Source organism: Pantoea rwandensis (assembly GCF_000759475.1).
Taxonomy (GTDB): domain Bacteria; phylum Pseudomonadota; class Gammaproteobacteria; order Enterobacterales; family Enterobacteriaceae; genus Pantoea; species Pantoea rwandensis_B.
Genome location: NZ_CP009454.1, coordinates 2,193,544 through 2,215,237, shown reverse-complemented (window position 1 = coordinate 2,215,237; position 21,694 = coordinate 2,193,544). Strand labels below are relative to the sequence as shown.

Below are 21,694 nucleotides of genomic sequence, written 5' to 3'. Positions count from 1 at the left end.
TGGCGTCAATGCCGCGCCGCTCGCGTTTAATCCCGGTTAGCGGTGGCGGCGCGATCTACCGTGCATCAGGGTTATGATGGAAAATCCGTATCAATCGACGTCTGCTTCCAGTCTTCGATTTGTGCCAGTCTCTCTTTCAACTTACTGGTCACTGCCTCATAACCCCATGCGCCCATCACCAGATGGCGCGGAGGATTATCGTGCTCCGTGATGGCGATCATCGCCGTGGCCGCACGAGCCGGATCGCCCGCCTGGGTGCCGCTGTATTCGGAAGTGGCTTTCATGCGCGCCGCCGCCGTATCAGCATATTCCGGTATGGTGCTCGGCGTCTGGTGCAGTGAACGCCCCGCCCAATCCGTGCGGAATGGGCCAGGCTCGACACAAGTGACATGAATGCCTAAAGGCGCCGCTTCCACTGCCAGGGAATCAGACCAGCCTTCCACCGCGTGTTTGCTGGCCGAGTAATAGCCTGAACTGGCAAAGCCAATGAATCCGGCGACCGAGGTGATATTGATCACGTGTCCGCGACGCTGTTTACGCATCGCCGGCAAAATCGCGCGCGTCAAGGCAAAAAGACCAAAGACGTTGGCATCGAACTGAGCACGGATCTCACGCTCATCGCCCTCTTCCACTGAACTCTGATAGCCATAGCCGGCATTGTTCACCAGCACATCTACCTTACCGAATTTGTCCAGTGCGGCCTGAACGGCTTGCACGATACTTTGCGCATCGGTCACATCCAGTGCCACCGCAAGGGCGTTGTCATGCCCCGCCACCAAATCCTGCACTTTTGCCAGGTCACGCGCGGTCACCACGGTATGAAAGCCGCGCGCAATGGTCTGCTGCGCCAGCTCCCGGCCAAAGCCGGTTGAACAACCAGAAATAAACCAAACGGGCGTGTTTGCTGAAGCCATAGTGACATCCTCTTAAATGCGCCTGATGAACCGTCATCGGGCAACAAAAGACTATGGCAAAGCCTGAAGCCGAATATTAGCGCTTAGTGCGACCTGTTCATCATCGCCGGATAGCGTTGTTGCAGATTCTGGAAGATGGCCTGCATCTGCGCCTCAAGCATTGCCGGTTGTGGATCTGCTGCAACCGCCTCACGTGTTGCCGGTTGTGCCGCCACTGCCACGGCGTCAAACACCTGCTGCTTGAGGAAGTGGCGCCAGCTGACCGGCGCTTGTGCCAGAAACGCGGTGAGCAACGCATAGCGTGCCGGAGTCCACTGCTGTTCAAACGCGGTGCGGGCTGGGCCGTGATCAAAATGCTGCCGGGCTTCGTGCTGCATCTCAGCGCGTAAACGCGCAGTGGTGATCGCATCCACCTCATCATCGATGATCGCCACGCCGTAGCGCTCACGCGCCATCTGGCAGGAGACGAATCCGCAGCGCACATCCTGCAGCACTGCCGCCGTGTCACGTTCCACTGGCAGGCCATACCCTCCCGCGCCCGGACCGCGCACCTCAACGATATCGCCCGGCTGGCAACGAATGACATCGGTGTTGCCGTGTTCAATGGCCTTGCCGTTGCGCAGCGTGCGGAAGTGCGACAATGCCCCTGACTCACCGCCCAGCACGCCAGCCGAGGCGAACACTGACCGGTTGCGATTGCGCGCCGTTACCGTGGTGTTGGGCGCGGTAATTTCAAACGCCATCTCTGTGGCCAGGCCGCCACGATAGCGCCCGGCACCGGCACTGTCCGCTGCCAGCCCATAGCGATGGAAATGGATGGGGACTTCTGCCTCGTTGATCTCAATAGGCGTGTTTTTCAGAAACGCCGATAACCCGCCAGAACCATCCGGGCCATCATGACGTGGCGTACCGCCCGCGCCACCGCCGACGGGTCCTAGCGAAGCCACCACGCTGCGGTTCTGACTGTCGCTGGTACGGATATTCATGATCGAGTTGCCGCCGGGTGAGTTGGCCGGTAAGCGATCGGGCAATGCCTGGGAAAAGACGCCAATGGTGGCGATCTGCGACAACGCGCAGGTCAGCGATCGCATGCCCACCGCGGCAGGCGCTTCACAGTTCATCACCGTACCGGGCGGCAGGATGGCGCGCGTCGGGCGTAAGGTGCCCGCATTGAGCAGCAGATGGCGATCCAGCGTGGAAAGCACATAAGTGACACCCACCAGTGCCAGCGGGTGGCGTTCACGGCCGCCCGTGGGCATATTCAGCGACGAGGCCAACTGCGGATCGCTGCCGGTGTAATCCAGCTCCAGCGTGTCGCCGCTAATGCGCAGCGTGATGGCTACGCGGCACGGATAGCCGCCTTCACCATCTTCATCGGCAAAGTCAGCATAGAAGTACTCCCCGTCCGGAATAGTGGCAATAATGCTGCGCGCCTGCGCTTCGGCGTAGTCCAGAATACCCTCGATACCCTGCAGGAAATCCTCAACACCAAAACGCGCGATGATGTCATGGATCTTACGCTCGCCCACGTTCACCGAGGCAATCTGCGCCTTGAAATCCCCCCAGTTTTGCTCTGGTACACGCACGTTGAGACGCATAATGCTGGCGACTTCTTCATTCAACTCACCGTTGCGCACAATTTTGAGTGGCGGAATGCGGATGCCCTCCTGCACGATGTCGGTCAGCGATCGCGACAGCGAAGCCGGCACCGCGCCGCCCACATCGGTGTTGTGAATATGGCCCACCACAAAACAGACAATCGCACCGTTGTGGAACACCGGCTTCCAGATATGGATATCCGGCGAGTGCGTTGCCACATTACCCGCATACGAATCATTGGTGATGCAGATATCGCCCTCCTGATAGCTGTCGATTAACGCCAGCACCGGGCCGTAATCGATGCCGCTATACCAGGGCGCGCCAAAGCTGCGCGGTGAGGCGAACGCCATGCCGTCACGACTGACAATCTGACAGGAAAAATCTTCGGTCTCTTTGACGAAAGTGGAGTGCGCGGTGCGCATCAGCGTAAACGCCATCGCATCGGCCGCCGCCGCGCAATAGTTCGCCAGAATTTGCAGGTTACGTCCGTTAATGGCCATGTTAGTTTGCCTCCAGAGGCGTAATCAGCAAGTTGCCAAAACTATCGACATCCACCTGCATGAACGGTGGAACGCAGGTGGTGCAGTCATCCTGTGCGATGATCACCGGTCCGTTGAGATGGTGTCCGGCACGCAGAGTGGCACGCAACACCACATCGACCGGATGCGACGCACCGTCAATCCAGGCATGCACCTGTTTTGCGACCTCGACGGCATGAGTGGCCGCAGGCAACAGATTGAGCGTGGGTTTTGGTGTGGGAGACGCAATCACCAACCGCAGATTGATAATCTGCACCGGCGCATCGGCATCACAGTGACCAAACAGCTGCTGATGCTGGCGGTCAAAGGCCTCATGTAAGGCCGCTACATTGGCCTGCACCAGCCACTCCGGTTGCAATGCGACTTCTATCTCAAAGGATTGGCCGCGATAGCGCATATCGGCGCTGTAATGCAAAGTGAACGGCATGTCCGCGCCGTGTTGCTCGCGCAGCCAGCCACGCGCACGTTGGCTCAGGGCTTCCGCTTCCGTTGCCAGCCTATCCGCCAGATTGGCGTCCAGATCGCTGTAGAGCGTGCGGATAAAATCATTGCGGATGTCCGCCACCAGCCCTCCCAGCGCAGACAGTACCCCCGGCGTAGGTGGCACGATCACCCCTTTCATATTGAGTTCGCGGGCGAGGAAACACCCCATCATCGGACCCGCGCCACCAAAGGCGAGGAACCAGAACTCACGCGGATCCAGCCCAAAACGCGACAGCAATCCGCTGGTGTCACCGTACATACTGGAGATCGCCAGTTCGATAGCCGTTTCCGCCGTCTCTTCCACCGTAATGCCCAGTTGCTCCGCCAGCGGCTGCCAGGCGGCACGCGCGGCGGCGACATCGACTTTCACCGCGTTGTAGCCCAGATCGCCATGACCGATCATCCCACAGGCTGCAAAAGCATCGGTCGCTGTTGGCTGCGTCCCTCCGCGCTGGAAACACACCGGTCCCGGTAGCGATCCGGCGCTGTCTGGACCCATTTGCAGTACCCCCTGGTTATCGATCCACGCCAGCGATCCGCCCCCCTGTCCCACCGACGTAACGGCCACCGACGGAATATAAATGGGGAAATCACCGATGATTTCACCGTTGCCCTGCGCGACTTGCCCATTGACGATCACCGCCACGTCCGCGCTGGTACCTCCGATATCCAGACTGAGAATTTTGTCGAAACCGCAGGCGCTGGCGAGGAAACTGGCACCGATCACCCCCGAAGCCGTACCTGACAACACCATCTGCACGCATTCACTTTTTGCCTGCTCCACACCCATCACGCCGCCGTTGGACTTAGTGATACGCGGCGGTGGCTTAACGCCCATGGTGTGTAACGCCTGTTCAAACGATTCGAGGTAATGAATCACCATCGGCTGCACGTAAGCATTGATAGTGGCGGTGATGGTCCGTTCATATTCACGAATAATCGGCCAGATGTCGGCAGAGCAAGAGGTAAGTAGTTCAGGCGCCACGTCCTCGATGATCGCTTTGACCGCCGCTTCGTTCTGGCGATTGCGATAACTGTGCAGGAGCGACACCACAATCCCCTTGCAACCCGCTGCCCGCACTTGCTCAATCGCTTCCAGCACGCTCTGGCGATCCACCTGCTGCAATACGTTGCCATGGCGGTCAGTGCGTTCTTTGATGGCATACACCCGGTCGCGGGTAATCAACGGTGCCGGACGTCGCGAGAAGAGATCGTGGATATGGGGGATTTTAAGACGCGCCAGCTCCAGCACATCGCAAAATCCCTCGGTGGCAAACAGCGCCAGCCGCACGCCTCGTCGCTGGATCACCGCGTTGATGCCCACGGTGGTGCCGTGGGTAAAGTAGTCAATATGCTGGGGTTCAATACCGTCACGCTGCTGCAACTGCGACAACCCGGTGAGGATTTCGCTGCCGGGCTGATCCGGCCGCGACAGAACTTTTAAGGTATGGATCTGGTGAGTTTGTTCATTCAGCACGGCAAAATCCGTAAAGGATCCGCCAATATCAACGCCAACGCGGTAACCCATGGTGAGCAAGCTCCGTTATCAGGAGAGAGGAAATTCCATCAGTTTTTGTGGGTCCTGCACCACGCGCCAGCCAAGGCGCTGATACAGCTGATGGGCATCATTGGTTGAAAGCATCCAGCGGTGCACCGTGGCCAGTTCCGGGTGCGCACGCACACAGGTTGCCAGCCAGCTGCCCAGGCCATGACCCCGCCAGTTTTCATCAATCATCACATCGCACAGCCAGCCAAATCGGGTGTAATCCGTGACCAACCGCGCGAAGCCAATCTGTTGCTGAAGATGATAAACACCGAACGGTAACGAGCCGGCAAATGCGCGCTCGGTTTTCGCGCGTGACTGCGCGCTGGCCCAGTAAGACTTCTCTGTCAATTGCTGGTGGATGTAATCCATATCAAGGCGCTGACGTTCGGTAGAGATGGTGAAGTCGTCGCGCGGCCATTGATGATCGGCAAGGGTTAGAGCGGTCATGGCAACTCCTTGTAAAGCGATAAATTGAGTGTACGGATACGCAGGCACCGGGCGCGCGTGAAGCCACGACCTGAACAGTAAAGATAAAGGGAATTTACGGCAGAGAAGAAATTTTATGCTGCGGGGTCAAAGCGCGTATTACCGTTCTCTCCCACCCGCGAGCAACCGCCCAATCGATGCGGCGGGCAACATGACAATAGCTGGGTTAGCTGAAACGAAAAATGAGATCTGAGGGTGGGGAGAATCATGTTCCCGTATCTTCAATGCACAAGCTTAGTGGATCCCTCCTCCCACAACGGGAGAAGGTCTCATGAGGGGATATCAGACACTAAAATCAACTGAGTTATGTTTAGCAATCAGCGATCGCAGTGGAACACTACTTTTCATTATCGGCGATTTGATCACGATATAGCTGAAGTACTTATCGATGCCGATTTGCGCATCCAGCATCTTCTCAATCACTTCCTGGTAGTGCTCAATGCTGCGGGTAATAAAGCGCAGCAAATAGTCGTAGCCGCCGGTAATCAAGTGGCACTCCATCAGCTCATCCACATCGCGTACCGCATTTTCAAATTTCATAAAATCTTCGCGGCGATGGCCCGAGAGCGTCACTTCAGTAAACACGGTGACGGAATCGGTAATTTTGGTCAGATTGATGTGGGCTTCATATCCGGTAATAAATCCAGCCTGCTCCAGGCGCTTCACCCGTTGCAAACAAGGGCTGGGCGAAAGTCCAACGGCATCGGCGAGATTGACGTTGCTGATACGGCCATCTTTTTGTAGTTGCACCAGGATGTTGATGTCGATGCGGTCGAGTTTCATTAAGCCGTTCATAGCACCCCTCATTGTTGACCAATCGCGCAGGCTGATACGATGGTATATCACGCTTTGACGTGACGGCGCTAGCGACTTCCGCACGTCACATCATTCATTGGTCGAGTCAATAATTCCAGAGATATCAATGAGGAAGCCGGATTTATCCCAGGCGACCACTGGCGCGGGCCAGCGCAATATCAAAGATATGTAACGCTTCTTCCAACTGAGAATCTGTGGTCACCAGTGGCGCGAGGAAGCGCACCACGTTGCGATGCAGGCCGCATTTGATCAGCAGCAGACCTTCCTGGCAGGCGCAGTCGAGGATTTTCTGCGTCATCGCTGCGTCAGGGCGTTTGGTTTCGAAGTCGATGATCTCCACCGCCTGCATAAAGCCCACACCGCGCACTTCGCCAATACAGGCATACTTCTCCGCCAGCTGTTGCAGACGCGCGTTGAGCTGTTCACCCAGCTGATTGCTGCGCGCCAGCAGATTGTCATTTTCCAGCAGATCCAGCACCGCCAGCGCCGCCGCACAGCCCAGAGCGTTACCGCCATAGGTGCCGCCGAGACCGCCAGGCAATGGCGCATCCATGATGGCCGCTTTGCCGACTACGCCGGAAATCGGCAGACCGCCACCCAGACTCTTCGCCACTGTCACCAGATCCGGCGTAATGCCCAGTTGCTCGAAGGCAAACAGCGTACCGGTACGACCAAATCCGGTCTGCACTTCATCGAGAATCAGCACGATACCGTGTTTTTCGGTAATGCGACGCAGCGCTTGCATAAAGTTCGCACCCGCTGGCAGGAAGCCACCGTCACCCTGAACAGGCTCGATGATGATTGCCGCCACTCGCTCCGGCAGGATCTGCACGGCGAACAACTGTTCCAGCGCTTGCAGGCAGTCATCATCGCTGACGCCATGGAAGGCATTAGGATAAGGCAGGCGATACACCTCTGAGGCGAACGGGCCGAAGTTCTGTTTATACGGCTGGCTCATCCCCGTCAGGGTACAGCCTAGTAAGGTACGGCCATGGAAGGCACCGTCAAACGCGATAATGCCGCTGCGATTGGTGTGCGCACGGGCAATTTTCACCGCATTTTCTACCGCCTCCGCGCCGCTGGTGAAGAACACGCTTTTGAAATCTTCACCTTTACCCACCAGCGCATTCAGGCGCTGCGCCAGTTCGATATAGCCCGGATAGGCAACAACCTGGAAACAGGCGTGTGACACCAGCCCAAGCTGTTTTGTCACCGCATTCACCACTGCCGGATGGTTATGACCCACGTTGAGTACCCCAATCCCGCCGACAAAATCGAGATAGCGATTGCCCTCAACATCCCACACTTCACTGCCCTTTGCCCGTTCAATCACCAACGGATGCGCGGTGACCACACCACGTGGCACATTCTGCTCACGTGCATCCAGTAACAGGCCGTTATCGCTATACGCTTGCTGCTCCGCCATGACATTCTGCATTTTCAAAATCCTCATCCACGTAACGTTCGGTTGGCTCAAGTATCGCAACCCGTTGGTTTCTCACGCTGCCGTAATCAGCAAAGCAGCGGCATTTCGTTTCAAAATCTTCTGCCAATCAGCAGGGAAATTCTGCACGCAGCGCGTGGCGGGCGATGGCCGTCAAAGTCTGAATACCGTGCGGGATCAGTGCGTCGTTAAAGTCGTAAGAGGAATGGTGTAAGGGCTGGCTGGTTGCCGACCCGATCCACAAATAGGCGCCCGGTTTTGCCTGCAACATAAAGGCAAAATCTTCTGACGTCAGTGCCGGTTGCCTGGCTTGTTCAGCAGGGATGCCCGCCTCGCGCAAAGCCTCCAGCGCCACTTGTGCAGCCCCCGCATGATTGACCGTGGCCGGGTAATAGCGCAGATAGCTCACCTCTGCCTGCAGGCCGTGCGCCGCCGTGACATGTTGCGCCATTTCACGCAAACGACTTTCAATGATGTCCTGCGCCGCTGGGCTGAATGTACGCACTGTGCCGGTGATACTGGCTTCTGCTGGAATCATGTTGTGGGAGAAACCGCCCTGCATGCGCGTCACCGTGAGCAATCCCGGCTCGCAGGGATCAAGTGCACGCGCCACCAGCGTATTGAGTTGCACCACCAACTCGCTGGTCGCCAGCAGCGTGTCGCGCGTCAGGTGCGGCTGTGCGGCATGACCGCCGCCACCTTTTACCGTGATATCAAAGCGATCCGCCGCTGCCATGATGGCGCCCGGTCGCGTCTGCACGTCGCCCAGCGGCAGTTCGGGCCAGTTATGCAGGGCAAATACTGCATCGCAAGGAAATCGCTGGAACAATCCGTCATCGATCATCGCTTTCGCGCCGGCGAGCCCCTCTTCTGCCGGCTGAAAGATAAACACCAGCGTGCCGTCAAAATCACTTTGTTGCGCCAGTTGGATAGCCGCACCTAATAGCATCACCGTATGGCCATCGTGACCGCAGGCGTGGCAGACATTGGCATGCACACTTTTCCATGCCTGGGTGCCGTTATCCTGCATCGGCAGCGCATCCATATCAGCGCGCAGGCCAATGATGCGCGTGCCGTTGCCACGCTTCAGCACACCCACAACACCGGTTTTGCCCATGCCACGGTGCACTTCAATTCCATGTTCTTGCAGCACCTGCGCCACAATGTCGCTGGTGCGTGTTTCCTGATACCCCAGCTCGGGATGGGCGTGCAGATCCCGTCGCAGAGCGACTAATTGTTCCAGTTCCATCTCAGTATCCCCGTTTGCGATCGATAAGACCGACCATCGGTTCGCCGCGTTGGTAGCGGCGCAGGTTGTCGAGCAGCGCCGCCACTGCGCTATCGGTTTGCGTCTGGCTGGCAATATGCGGCGTGAGCCAGATGGCAGGATGCTGCCAGAAAGGGTGTTCCGGCGGTAAAGGTTCGGGATCGGTCACATCGAGCACGGCTGCGCTCAATTGTCCGCTGGCCAGCGCCGTGAGCAGATCGTCATGATTTAACTGCGGGCCACGCCCCACCTGTACCAGTGCGGCTCCGGCAGGTAACTGCGCAAACAGTTCAGCGTTGAGCAAACCGCGTGTGCTGTCAGTTAACGGCAGCAAACACACCAGAATGTCGCTGTGTGCCAGAAACTCAGCCAGTTGCTCGGCGCCATGCCAGCAGCGCACGCCCTCGAGTTCACGCGGTGTCCGGCTCCAGCCAGCACAGTCAAAACCTAATGACACCAGCTGCTGCAAAGATGCCTGGCCGAGTTCGCCTAAGCCCATGACACCCACCCGCCGCTGATGGGCGGTACGAATCGGGTGCGTTTGCCACGTTGCTGCGCGCTGCTGTTGGAAATAGCGCGGCATATCACGATGCAACCCCAGCACGGCAAAGGTGACGTACTCCACCATGCCTTGCGTCAGGCCGGGTTCGATCATGCGCACCACCGGCAAATGGGGCGGCAGTTGGCTGAGATCAAACTGATCGGCCCCCGCGCCCACCGACAGTAGCGCCTTAAGATTAGGGAACGTCGCCATGACATCTTCCGGCGGTTGCCAGGCCACCAGCAGTTCAACCTGTTCTGCGTCACCCACATCCGGCCAGATATGCATCTGCACATCCGGTGCATGTTCAGCCAGCCAGCGCTGCCAGTGGGCTCCACGCGTGGCTTCCGATTTATAAACGATATGCATCAGGCCATCGCCTGGGTCATCAACCCAAACGCCTGCATCTCACCGGCTTGCGGTGACCACGGCGTTCCCAGATACATGGTGGTGGGCGCATCAACCTTGACCAATCCCAGAGTTTCCAGCCAGCTCGCCAGCGGCAAAGCCGCATCGGTATCGATGCGCACAAACTCGCCGCGCAAACCCTGCATCAGCGCGGCAATTAACGCCTGTGCCACCTCGATATTGCGGGCAATCACCGGGCCAATCGCCCAGCCGTGACCAAAGCGTCGCAGGCTGGCAAACCCTTGCACCCGCTGCTGCGCGTCCTGCAGCAAAACCGTTTGATGGTCAGCGATCAGCGTTTGCATCAACTGTGGACGCCACATACCGTGAGCCTGATGGTCTAATTCGGTGAGTAGATCGACGTCATTCGCCTCGGCATTACGCAGCGTCAGACCGGTGGGGATACTCACCGCAGGCACCGCTGCCAGCTCACGTGTCTGGTGCTGCTGGATGCTGCCCGTCACCTTAAAGCCGAGCTTCTCATACAGCCCCTGCCCCATTTCCGTCGCATGTAAACGAATCACGGCATCCGGAAATTTTTCCATCACGGCCAGCATCAGTTGCTTGCCAATGCCGCGTCCCTGACTGTTGGGATTCACCACCACCAGACCAATGGTGGCGGCGTGTTCACCCCAACGCCAGCCAAAGGCGCTGCCGACAAATTTGCCCTGTTCTTCAGCGACCACGCCTTCACCCAATGCCAACGCCTGCTGCCAGTCTTCACGACGATGCGGCCACTTGAGCTGTTGGGTGATGGCATAGCCGTGTTCAATATCGTCCTGCGTCATGGCGCGTAATGTGATCATCTGTTGCTCCTATCTTGTAAAACGCCCCCGCGACGTAGCGGCGCAATCTGCTGCGCGAGCGGTTTCGCCATTGAGATGTGATTTATCGCATCGCTACGAATGCCGTGATGTTTATTCTGCTTTAAGCACTTCTTCGTGCTCATCCAGCCAACCCTGTCGCAGCTCCGGCACCGCCCGTTTAAGACGCTCGAAGTACAGCTCACTGGTCGGCTTATCATAATCAGCGCGGGAAATTTGCGTGACGATACGGCCTGATTTCATCACCACGATATCATCGCAAACGGCGCGGACCGCATGCATATCATGACTGATAAACAGCACCGACAGCCCCAACTCACGACGCAGTTCGCTGATCAGATCCAGTACGGCGGCAGCGACCACCGTATCTAATGCCGATGTCACTTCATCGCACAGAATCAGATCCGGCTCCGCCGCAAGGGCACGGGCCAGATTCACACGCTGCTTCTGCCCACCGGACAGCGCCCATGGGCGGCGCCACAACACTGAGCGCGGTAATTTGACCAGGTCCAGTAACTGATGCAAACGACGCTCAAGATCGGCCCCTTTCAGACCGTGGAACAGCACAAGCGGGCGAGTCAGAATACGTTCCACGCTGTGTGCCGGGTTCAGCGCGGTATCCGCCATCTGGAACACATACTGGATCCGCCGCAGTTCGTTATCCGGGCGTTTATGCATGTCGCCATTGATGTAGTGACCATTAAACAGAATATGACCGTGGCTCGGGGCATTCAGGCCCGCAATCGCATGTGCCAACGTGGTTTTACCCGAACCCGACTCACCGATAATGCCAATCGCTTGCCCTTTCCACAGCTTAAGATTGATATCTTGCAGAATCAGCGTTTTCGGTTTGCCCTCACTATCACGTGGGCCATATCCGGCACTGAGATCGCGCACTTCCATCAGCGGCTGCACATCAGCCTCTGCGCAGGTCCAGCTGCTTTCTCGCTCTTTCTGGCGTGCAGCATCCATTAACAGTTGGGTATATTCAGCCTGCGGTGCGCCAATCAAACGCTCAGTGGAGCCGTACTCGGCCATTTTTCCACGCAGCAGCACCAGAATGCGATCCGCCATCTGCGCCACCACCGCCAGATCGTGACTGACGTAAATTGCGGTCACACCGCGCTGTGCCACCACACGGCGAAACGCTTTCAGTACTTCAACCTGAGTGGTGACATCCAGTGCCGTGGTCGGCTCGTCGAGGATCACCACATCCGGATCGCCAATCAGTGCCATGGCCGTCATCAGACGTTGCAGCTGTCCGCCTGAGACCTGATGCGGGAAACGGTCGCCAATGGTGTCAGGATTCGGCAATGCCAGCTCGCGAAACAGCGTGATCGCCTTCTCTTTGGCGGCTTTGCGTTTCATGGTGCCATGGATCACCTCCGGCTCGATAACCTGATCGAGAATACGCATCCCTGGGTTGAAGGAAGCAGCCGCACTTTGGGCGATGTAGGCCACTTTGTTGCCGCGGAATTCGCGCAGCTGGCCGGGCGACAGACTACGCACGTCGGTGCCCGCCAGATGAATGTTGCCCTCGGCGATGCGACAGCCGTGGCGCGCATAGCCCATCAGCGCCATGGCGATGGTGGTTTTACCCGAACCGGATTCGCCGATCAGCGCCAGCACTTCGCCTTTTTGTACGGTAAAACGGATATCTGAAACCAGATCGATCTCTTCGCCCTTATCCGTCTCGGCGGTGACACGCAGGTTTTCAACGGAGATCACGGGCATGGCTGTATGGGGTGTCACGTTCATGATCCCTCCTTTGCCAGCGTCAGCGGACGCATCTGCTGCAGGCTGTCAATAAACAGGTTTGCGCCGATGGTTAAGCTGGCAATCGCCACTGCCGGCATCAATACCGCAGGTGAGCCGTTAAACAGGCCCTGCAGATTTTCACGTACCAGCGTGCCCCAATCAGCATAAGGTGGTTGCACGCCTAAGCCCAGGAAGCTCAAGCCGCTGAGTAACAGCACGATATAGACAAAACGCAGGCCAAAATCGGTAAGCATCGGATGCACCATATTCGGCAGAATGTCATGGATGGCCACATACCAGCGGCTTTCGCCACGCAGTCGTGAAGCACGGACGTAATCCATATTGCGCAAACTGCTGGCCATGGCGAACGCGATACGGAACGCACCGGGCCAGTAAGTGAAGACAGCAGTCAGAATCAGCATCGGCAGCGACGAACCAAACACGGCCACAATCATCAGCGACAGCACTTTGCCTGGCAGCACCAACATGGCATCGTTAATGCGGCCCAGCAACTCCTCGAGCCAGCGTCCGGCAACGGCGGCCAACAGCGCCAGCAAGGTGCCGATTAAACTGGCACCCAGCGCAGCGGTCAACGCCAGACCGATGGAGAATTTCGCACCGTATAAAATGCGGCTGAGGATGTCGCGACCGAGATAATCGGTGCCCAGCAGGTTGTTAGCGGTCATCCCTCCTAGCATCGGGCCACCACCGATATCCTCTACGCTATGCGGCGCCAGTTGATTGCCGAACAGCGCCATCAGTACCCAAAACAGAGAGATCGCCAGGCCAATGCGACCGGAGATCGACAGCGACTGAAAAATTCGTACAGGAAGCAGCAAGCTATTCATCAGCTCCTCCATTTTGGGTTAAAGGCGATAGTCAGGATGTCAGCAATCAGCAGCAGCACCAGATAACAGGCGGCGAACATCATCACGCACAGCTGCACCACCGGCAGATCGCGGTTACTCACGGCATCCACCAGCGCACTGGCGAGACCGGGGTAGCTGAAGATCGACTCAATAATGATCACCCCACCAAACAGGTAAGACAGGCTGAGCGAAATGGCGTTGGCAATCGGTCCCACCGCATTCGGCAGCGCATGACGCAACACGGCACGCAGCGGCGAGACCCCTTTCAGCAACGCCATCTCAAGATATGGGCTGTCGAGCTGATTAATGATCGCCGAACGCGTCATCCGTGCCATCTGCGCCACTAATACGCAGCACAACGTCAGCACCGGCAGTGCATAGGCTTTCAGATAACTGACGAGATCCATATCGGGGCTGCCAAACGACATCGCCGAGACCCAATGCAGTTTGACCGCGAAGATCAACACCGCCACGGTGGCCACCAGAAACTCCGGTACCGCCACCGTCGCCATGGTGGCGATCACCAGAAAGCGATCCAGTGCTGAACCGCGATTCATGGCGGCCAGAATGCCGATCACCAGCGCCAGCGGGACGCAGATCACCGTGGTGATGCCCGCCAGCTCCAGCGTGGCAGGAATACGCTGTCCCACCAGTTGCGTCACCGGCAGATGGCTGGCAAACGAGGTGCCAAAGTCACCGTGCAGCATCCCGCCGAGCCAGCTGAAGTAACGCATCAACAACGGCTGATCCAGACCCAGCTGCTGGCGTAACGCCGCCACCGTTTCCGGCGTGGCGTTTTGGCCCAGGATCATCTGCGCGGCGTCGCCAGGCAGCAGGCTGGTGATAAAAAACACCACCGCCGAGACGATAAGCAAGGTCAGGATGCCCGCACCTGCGCGCCGGGCAATCAGAAACAACATGTATCGATTCATCGGCGTTCTCCTCTGACGGATGACGAATTAGGCTTTCAGCCAGGCGAACTCATGGAAGCGGTAACCCATCATCATGCCGCTTGGCCAGGCTTCGACGCCGCCCACTTTTTTACTGTACCCGTCGAGGGTACTGATAAAGGTGGGGATGATGGTGCCGCAGTGGTCATAGATCAGCTTCTGCATATCGCCATACATCTGTTTGCGCTTGCCCTGATCGCGCTCACCGCGTGCGGCGACCACCAACTGGTCAAACTGATCGTTCTTCCAGCCAGATTCATTGTTGGCCGCGCTCGACATATAGAACTGAGAAAACAGCATATCCAGCGTTGGACGCGGGTTGATCGAGCCATAGCCCACCGGATCTTTGGTCCAGTGCGTTGACCAGTAGCCGTCATACGGCACGCGACGTACCTTAACGTTCAGCCCGGTGTTACGTGCCACTTGCTGGATTAACTGGCCCCCTTCCACCGCACCTTCTATGTTGGGTGTGGTGATGATCTCTACCGTTGCCCCTTTCATGCCGGCTTTTTCGATGTGGAATTTGGCTTTTTCGGCATCCAGTGGACGCGGTTTGAGATCGGCGTTAAACAGCGGATGCCACGGCGGCACGGGTGTATCGTTACTGATATCGCCATAACCCTGTAACACGGTTTTCAGCACAATTTCACGCGGCTGTAGATACTTCATCGCCAGCACGAAATCTTCACTGCTACCCGGCTTCATGTCGGTGCGGATGATCAGGTTGGTGTACATGCCCGCCTTACTTTCCAGCACCGCGAAGTCTTGCGTGGCTTTCAAACGATTACTGTCGGCTGCGCTCAGGGTCGATACGATATGCAAGTCACCCGACATTAGCGCATTGACGCGTGCCGCCTGGTCGGTGACGCCCAGCAGTTCGATTTCGTCGAGATGTGGCAGGCCGGGCTTGTAGTAGTTCGGGTTCTTCACGCCAACAGAGCGTACGCCCGGCGTGAACTCTTTCAATTTGAACGGACCCGTGCCAATGCCTTTGCTGAAGTCTTTGGTGCCATCCTGCACAATCAGGAACGGGGCACTGGCGAGCATATAAGGCACATCAAAGTTGGCGCTGCTCAGCTCCAGTGTGACTTCGTTATCGTTCACCGCCGTGAAGGTTTTGAACTGATCGGCCAGCTTAAAAGCATTGGAAGCCACGGCGGGATCTTTGTGGCGGCTGAGTGAGAAAATGACGTCTTTCGCGGTGAGGGCTTTACCGTCGTGGAACGTGACCCCTTTGCGCAATTTAATGTGCCAGGTGACACCATCCGAAGACTCCACGGATTCCGCCAGCCCCGGTTGAATCGCCAACTTTTGGTCGAGTTCGGTCAAGCCGCTGTAAACCATAAACTGGCGGGTGTAGTCACCGCTGTTATTGCCTTTAGCAGGATCGAGTGTATCGGTAGCGGAGGCGTTGGACATGGCTGCACGCATCTTGCCGCCTTTCACCGGGGTTTCAGCCGCAAAGCTCATCTGCGGAAAACCTATCAAGCCACTGCTCATCACTGCACCAGCAGACAACAACTTCATCAGGCCACGACGTGACAGAGATCCCTCAGTCAGCATACGTGTCAGGGCCGGATTTACAGCGTCAGACTCTTTATCGAATTTACTCATCTGCACACCCTCAATATGAAAAGTTGTTTGTTTTGATAATCGAGCGTCAATCACATCGCCATCAATGTGGCCCCGACCAGACCGGATAGCGCCCGCATGAATGCCAAATCAATGACACCTTAGGATGTGCATTTATGCGCCCCCTCGAGAGAGTCCCCCCGGCGCGCATCAGTAGCGACCTGAAGAATCCCATCGTAGAGTGCACATTGATGCGCACCAGACTAACTATCAGGAGAGCCGATCCTTAGCCTTGTAATACAGCCCCGCGAGAGGCAAAAACCAGGGTTTCCCGTGGTAACCTGGCAGCGCAGGCCATGCATCGCGCTGCCAGGGGTTTTCGTTACGTTTTTCTGCCAGTAAATCCGCCATCACCCGCCCCATCCACACCGACATCTGTGTGCCATGGCCGCTGTAACCCAGTGAATAGAACACGCCATCGTGCTCACCCGCATGCGGCAGGCGATCGGACGTCATATCCACCATGCCGCCCCAGCAGTAATCGATGCGCGATTTGCCCAGCTGCGGGAACAGCGCGGTCATCGCGGCGCGCAACACTTCGCCGCTGCGCGTATCCGAGGTCGGATTGCTGACGGCAAAACGTGCGCGCCCCCCAAACACCAGGCGACGATCGGCAGTAGTACGGAAGTAGTTGCCGATGTTCAGCGAGGTGACGTAGGTGCGATCTTTGGGCAGCACTTGTTCAATCAGCGCATCACCCAGCGGTTCAGTCACCACGATAAAGCTGCCTACCGGCACGATGCGGCGCTGGAACCACGGGAATGGCCCTTCATTCGATACGCCGGTGGCCATCATGACTTTTTCCGCGATGATCTCGCCCCTGGCGGTGGTGACGCGATGACGGTAGCCATCCAGACGCGTCAAGCCGGTCACCGCGTGATGCGGAAAGATCTTCGCTCCCGCGCGGGCCGCCGCATTGGCGAGACCCATGCCGAACTTGCCCATATGCATCTGGCCACCACGTTTTTGCAGTAAGCCACCGTGAAAGGCATCGCTGCCCACTTCACGGCGAATCTCATCTTTACTGATCAACTCGATTTCCGGGTCAACGGTGTCACGCATCAGTTGCCATGCGCTGCGCAGCCCGGGGAAATGCGACGCTTTGCTGGCGAGCTTGAGCTTGCCGCACAGGCGAAAATCACAATCAATCTGCTCTTCCCGCACCAGTTGCTGGACATAACTCACGGCGTCGTCAAAAGCACGGTAGAAGCGACTGGCTTGTTCGATCCCCTGGCTGGCCACCAACGAAGCAAAGTTTTGCGACACGCCGGTATTGCAGTGCCCACCGTTACGCGCGGAGGCCTGACTCATCACGTTGCCACTTTCCAGCACCACCACGTTGATACCCTGTCGTGCGAGATTCAGCGCGGTTGAGATGCCGGTAAATCCGCCGCCAATCACCACCACATCCGCAACCGTCGGCAGTGCGCCGCTCGCTGCGCCGGTAAATTCCGGTGCGGTGGCTTGCCAGAATGATTCGAGTTTCATCGCCGCCTCCGGGCTTAGAGTCCAACCACAGCGGGCAGACCGCCGATGTCTTTAATCTCGGTGTATTCATACGCTGGGTTGGCCGGATCGTGACCGCGATTGACCCACACTTTGTTTTTGATGCCCATGTCGTAGCAGGTCATCAGGTCATAGCGCAGGCTCGACGAAACGTGCAGGATCTCTTCCGGACCACAATTCAACTTGTCCAGCATGTACTCGAAGCCTTTCATCTGTGGCTTATACGCACCCACTTCTTCCGCGGTGATGGTCATGTGGATCGGTGCACCGAGACGCGGCACATGGTGCGGAATCAAATCGTTCATAGAGTTGGTGAGCAACACCAGCGGAAACTCTTTCGCCACTTTTGCCAGCCCAGCCGGCACATCGGGGTGCGGTCCCCAGGTGGCGCAATCGGTGTAGATAAAATCACTGTCTGCCTGGCTCCACTGCACGCCCCATTTTTTGCAGGTGCGCTGCAATGCATCACTCACCACATCGTAGTAAGGCTTCCACGCTCCCAGCACCTCATCGCGGCGATAGATGGCGAAATCGGTGGTGAATGCGAGCATCTCCTGCGGGGATACACGATCCTTAAAGCAGCGTTCAGCCGCTCCCGCCATGTCAAAGTTAATCAGGGTGCCGTAGCAATCAAAGGTGATGAATTTCGGTTTAAACAGTGCCATGACGCGACCTCGTCGTTGTCTGATACGTGAATTTAAAAATCGATTAATACACTCTTCTGGCGCTGACAGGCCTGAAATGCCTGACGTCCCAGATCCTTGCCAATACCAGAGCCAAGGAAGCCTCCAGTAGGAATAATAAAATCACCGGAGCGGCCATAACGGTTGATCCATACGGTGCCAGATTCGATGGCACGCATCGCTCGCATGGCACGCGGCAGGCTCAGCGTATGCACGCCCGCACACAATCCGTAAGTCTCATGCGCGGCCAGCGCCAGACCTTCCTCTTCGCTGTCGAACTCCTGCACGGTCAGCACCGGGCCAAAAATCTCTTGCTGTACGGCTGGGTTGTCTGTCGCCACACCACACAGCAAGGTCGGTTGCCAGAACCACCCGCCATCGGTGTCGGCAAAACGCTCACCGCCCACTAACACTTCCGCGCCCTGCGCTTTGGCTTCAGCAATCACTGATGCCACCTTGTTGCCCTGGCGCTCATCGATCAGCGGCGCATAACGGCTGCTGTCTTGCCAGGTGACACCTGGCTGCGGCTGCTGACACAGCGCCACCAGGCGATCCAGCAGCGGTTGAGCGATGCCACGTTGCACAATTAGGCGAGTACCCGCGACGCATGCCTGTCCTCCGTTGGCGGTGAAGCCGCGCAGGATGCGCTGTGCCAGCACATCGATATCGCCCGCATCATCGAACACCAACTGTGGGCTTTTACCCCCTAACTCCAGCGTGACAGGCTTCATGCCATGCTGTGCTGCGTCACTCATGATGCGAGCGCCCGTCACAGTGGAACCGGTAAACGAGACTTTGCGCACCAGCGGATGGGTGACCAGCGCGCTGCCGGTCACTGCGCCACTGCCCTGCACAATATTCAGAATGCCCGCTGGTAAACCGGCCTGCACCGCCAGTTCTGCCATGCGCACCGTAGAGAAAGGTGTCAGCTCCGAAGGTTTCAGCACCACCGCATTACCTGCTGCCAGTGCTGGGCCGCATTTCCATGACGCCATCGACAGCGGGAAATTCCACGGAGTAATCGCGCCAATCACGCCGTACGGCTCCGAAATCAGCATGCCGAGGCTGCTTTCCTGCGTCGGAAATAGATCGCCACTGTATTTGTCTGCGCACTCGGCGTAGAAACGGATGGCCTCTGCGGTAAACGGAATTTCATGCTGTACCACATCGCTGATCGGCCGCGTCGACCCTAACGCTTCGAGCTGAGCCAGTAACGGATCGCTTTCAATCAAATCCGCCCAGCGGCGTAACACTTTGCCACGTTGCCGTGGTGGGCAGCTGCGCCAGCCACTGGTTTTTAGCGCTTCATGAGCCAGGGTGACAGCCCGATCAACATCACTGGCCTGGGCTTCGCTCAGCTCGGCATAGACTTTGCCATCAGACGGCCGTTTTACGGCGAAACGTGCGCCCTGGGTGGTGACATGCTGGCCACCAATATAATGGCCAATCGGGAGAGAAACTTTTTCAGGGTCGAAACTTAACATGGAAAATTCCTTATTTGTTACACCCATCACATGTGCGCCAATTAACGATTTGCACTGCATTTATCTGTCACGTTAATAAGCTAATGCAGAAAGTATGCCAGCCCAGTAAAAAATAAAAATGCGTAAAAAACAGTCCAGAAAAATTTTCTGCCGTATTGGAGAGGGAAAATTTGCGGAATTGCCGAAGGAATAAACAGATGATTTACTTCACAAAATTCGTGCATCCCTACGGTGCAGCTCGCACGAAACTTGCACTAAAACGGTGATGAGCCGGAAAATTATGACGGTGCGCACAAAATAAAACAGCGCCGGGAACCTGAGGCCGCCGGCGCTGATTATGAAATTGATGATGAAAGTCATTATGCGCAATAAATTGCACGGCTACCTATTTGTAGCGGCACGATTTAACGCGCATTGCTGTATTTATAAACTGCCCATATGAAACGTTTTCTGCTCAAGATACTCTTCAATACCATAGCGAGAACCTTCACGTCCTAATCCTGATAATTTAATTCCGCCAAAGGGGGCCGCATCTAATGAAATCGCACCGGTATTAAAACCGACCATGCCAAACTCTAATGATTCCGCCACGCGCCAGGCTCGGCGTATATTCTCCGTAAAGAAATAAGCGCCCAATCCATAAGGTGTGTCATTCGCCATGCGTATCGCTTCCTCTTCCGTATCGAAGACAAAAAGCGGTGCGACCGGGCCGAAGGTTTCTTCATGCGCAATACGCATACTGCTGGTGACATTACCCAACACGGTCGGTTCAACAAAGGTGCCATTCGCTGCACTGATCCCGCCACGCAGTAAGGTGGCGCCCTGGCTAAGCGCATCATCAATATGACTGTTCACTTTCTCAACAGCGCGATCGTTAATCAGTGGCCCAATCGTGCTACTGGGTTCAAAGCCATCCCCCACTTTAAGGGTTGCCACTGCCTCAATGAGTTTCTCGCTGAAACGCTCATAGATGCCGCGTTGCACCAAAATGCGGTTGGCACAGACGCAAGTCTGCCCGGCATTACGGAATTTACTCGCCATCACACCGGGAATGGTGACATCGAGATCGGCATCATCAAACACGATCAAAGGGGCATTGCCGCCCAGTTCAAGGCTCAGGCGTTTGATGCTGTCGGCACTTTGTTGCATCAGCAACTGGCCAACGCGAGTGGATCCAGTAAAGGAGATTTTGCGTACCGTGCGGCTGGCGGTCAGTGTGCTGCCGATTTCGGTCGGCAATCCGGTGAGCACCTGGAGCACGCCCGAGGGAAAACCTGCCCGCTCTGCCAGCACCGCCAGTGCCAGGGCCGACAGCGGTGTCAGTTCAGAAGGTTTCACGATGATCGGGCAACCGGCGGCCAGTGCAGGTGCCACTTTGCGGGTAATCATCGCAATCGGGAAATTCCACGGTGTGATCGCGGCGGCCACGCCAACGGGCTGTTTCAGAACCAGAATGCGGCGGTCTTCGCTGGGCGCCGGAATGGTATCGCCATAAATGCGGCGCGCCTCTTCAGCGAACCACTTCACAAAGCTGGCGCCGTATAACACCTCGCCTTTCGCTTCTGCCAGCGGCTTGCCCTGCTCGGCGGTCATGATGATCGCCAGATCGTCCGCATTATCGAGAATCAGCTGATGCCACTTATCCAACAGCGCGGCGCGCGATGCATTCGGGGTTTTGCCCCAGCTAACGCGCACCGACTCGGCATAATCTATCGCCTGCTCGGTTTCGGCTACACCCAGTGCCGGAATAGTCGCAATCTGCTGTTGAGTGGAGGGATCGATGACCGGCAGCGTGGCGCCCGCGTGAGCGTCTTGCCAGCGTCCACCAAACAGCGCCTGTTGGCGCAACAGCTCTGCATCTTTTAATTGTATCCGCGACATTTTCATCCCCTTTATCCTGTTCATTTCACTGTAACGTGGCGCAGCAGTGCAGGATGTTTTTCTA

At 57.0% G+C, this 21,694-nt stretch carries 17 protein-coding genes; all 17 read right to left on the bottom strand.

Annotated features, from left to right (window positions below; all coding sequences use genetic code 11):
* Positions 1-71 precede the first annotated feature (71 nt).
* The 17 genes from LH22_RS10055 to LH22_RS09975 all read right to left on the bottom strand — a co-directional run bounded on the left by LH22_RS10055 (position 72) and on the right by LH22_RS09975 (position 21,630).
* A complete protein-coding gene (locus LH22_RS10055) occupies positions 72-914 on the bottom strand; it encodes an oxidoreductase (RefSeq protein WP_038646231.1) in 843 nt (280 codons plus the stop codon).
* A gap of 83 nt (positions 915-997) precedes the next feature.
* Positions 998-3,013, bottom strand: coding sequence for a hydantoinase B/oxoprolinase family protein (locus LH22_RS10050; protein ID WP_038646229.1), 2,016 nt, complete (start codon positions 3,011-3,013; stop codon positions 998-1,000).
* Between the two features lies 1 nt (position 3,014).
* A complete protein-coding gene (locus LH22_RS10045; protein ID WP_038646227.1) occupies positions 3,015-5,063 on the bottom strand; it encodes a hydantoinase/oxoprolinase family protein in 2,049 nt (682 codons plus the stop codon).
* Between the two features lie 18 nt (positions 5,064-5,081).
* Positions 5,082-5,528: a GNAT family N-acetyltransferase gene (locus tag LH22_RS10040; RefSeq protein WP_038646225.1), complete on the bottom strand. Its 447-nt coding sequence runs from the start codon at positions 5,526-5,528 to the stop codon at positions 5,082-5,084.
* 321 nt (positions 5,529-5,849) lie between these two features.
* On the bottom strand, positions 5,850-6,362 hold the full coding sequence (locus LH22_RS10035) for an Lrp/AsnC family transcriptional regulator (protein WP_038646223.1): 513 nt from the start codon (positions 6,360-6,362) through the stop codon (positions 5,850-5,852).
* Between the two features lie 142 nt (positions 6,363-6,504).
* Positions 6,505-7,821, bottom strand: a complete 1,317-nt coding sequence (gene gabT / locus LH22_RS10030) for a 4-aminobutyrate--2-oxoglutarate transaminase (protein ID WP_038646221.1) — start codon at positions 7,819-7,821, stop codon at positions 6,505-6,507.
* A gap of 115 nt (positions 7,822-7,936) precedes the next feature.
* Positions 7,937-9,070, bottom strand: a complete 1,134-nt coding sequence (locus LH22_RS10025; protein WP_205624999.1) for a M20 aminoacylase family protein — start codon at positions 9,068-9,070, stop codon at positions 7,937-7,939.
* A gap of 7 nt (positions 9,071-9,077) precedes the next feature.
* Complete coding sequence (locus LH22_RS10020; protein ID WP_038646217.1) at positions 9,078-10,004, bottom strand: 2-hydroxyacid dehydrogenase; 927 nt, start codon at positions 10,002-10,004, stop codon at positions 9,078-9,080.
* Positions 10,004-10,849, bottom strand: coding sequence for a GNAT family N-acetyltransferase (locus LH22_RS10015; RefSeq protein ID WP_038646214.1), 846 nt, complete (start codon positions 10,847-10,849; stop codon positions 10,004-10,006). The genes LH22_RS10020 and LH22_RS10015 overlap by 1 nt, the downstream gene beginning before the upstream one ends.
* A 111-nt stretch (positions 10,850-10,960) precedes the next feature.
* Positions 10,961-12,625 carry an ABC transporter ATP-binding protein gene (locus LH22_RS10010; protein ID WP_038646212.1) on the bottom strand — a complete coding sequence of 555 codons (1,665 nt, stop codon included), beginning with the start codon at positions 12,623-12,625 and terminating at the stop codon, positions 10,961-10,963.
* Positions 12,622-13,473: an ABC transporter permease gene (locus tag LH22_RS10005; protein ID WP_038646210.1), complete on the bottom strand. Its 852-nt coding sequence runs from the start codon at positions 13,471-13,473 to the stop codon at positions 12,622-12,624. Before LH22_RS10005 ends, LH22_RS10010 begins: the two co-directional genes overlap by 4 nt.
* The gene (locus tag LH22_RS10000; RefSeq protein ID WP_038646208.1) at positions 13,473-14,426 is read right to left on the bottom strand and encodes an ABC transporter permease; all 954 of its coding nucleotides are present in this window, start codon (positions 14,424-14,426) and stop codon (positions 13,473-13,475) included. Before LH22_RS10000 ends, LH22_RS10005 begins: the two co-directional genes overlap by 1 nt.
* Before the next feature lie 27 nt (positions 14,427-14,453).
* Positions 14,454-16,058, bottom strand: coding sequence for an ABC transporter substrate-binding protein (locus tag LH22_RS09995; protein WP_038646206.1), 1,605 nt, complete (start codon positions 16,056-16,058; stop codon positions 14,454-14,456).
* A 228-nt stretch (positions 16,059-16,286) separates the two neighbouring features.
* Positions 16,287-17,564 carry an NAD(P)/FAD-dependent oxidoreductase gene (locus LH22_RS09990; protein WP_038646204.1) on the bottom strand — a complete coding sequence of 426 codons (1,278 nt, stop codon included), beginning with the start codon at positions 17,562-17,564 and terminating at the stop codon, positions 16,287-16,289.
* Positions 17,565-17,578: 14 nt separating this feature from the next.
* Positions 17,579-18,247, bottom strand: a complete 669-nt coding sequence (locus LH22_RS09985) for a haloacid dehalogenase type II (RefSeq protein ID WP_038646202.1) — start codon at positions 18,245-18,247, stop codon at positions 17,579-17,581.
* A gap of 32 nt (positions 18,248-18,279) precedes the next feature.
* Positions 18,280-19,749 (bottom strand): aldehyde dehydrogenase family protein, encoded by a 1,470-nt coding sequence (locus LH22_RS09980; RefSeq protein WP_038646200.1) that lies wholly within the window; start codon positions 19,747-19,749, stop codon positions 18,280-18,282.
* 423 nt (positions 19,750-20,172) lie between these two features.
* Entirely contained in the window at positions 20,173-21,630 is a 1,458-nt protein-coding gene (locus tag LH22_RS09975) for an NAD-dependent succinate-semialdehyde dehydrogenase (RefSeq protein ID WP_038650018.1), read from the bottom strand.
* Between the last annotated feature and the right edge of the window lie 64 nt (positions 21,631-21,694).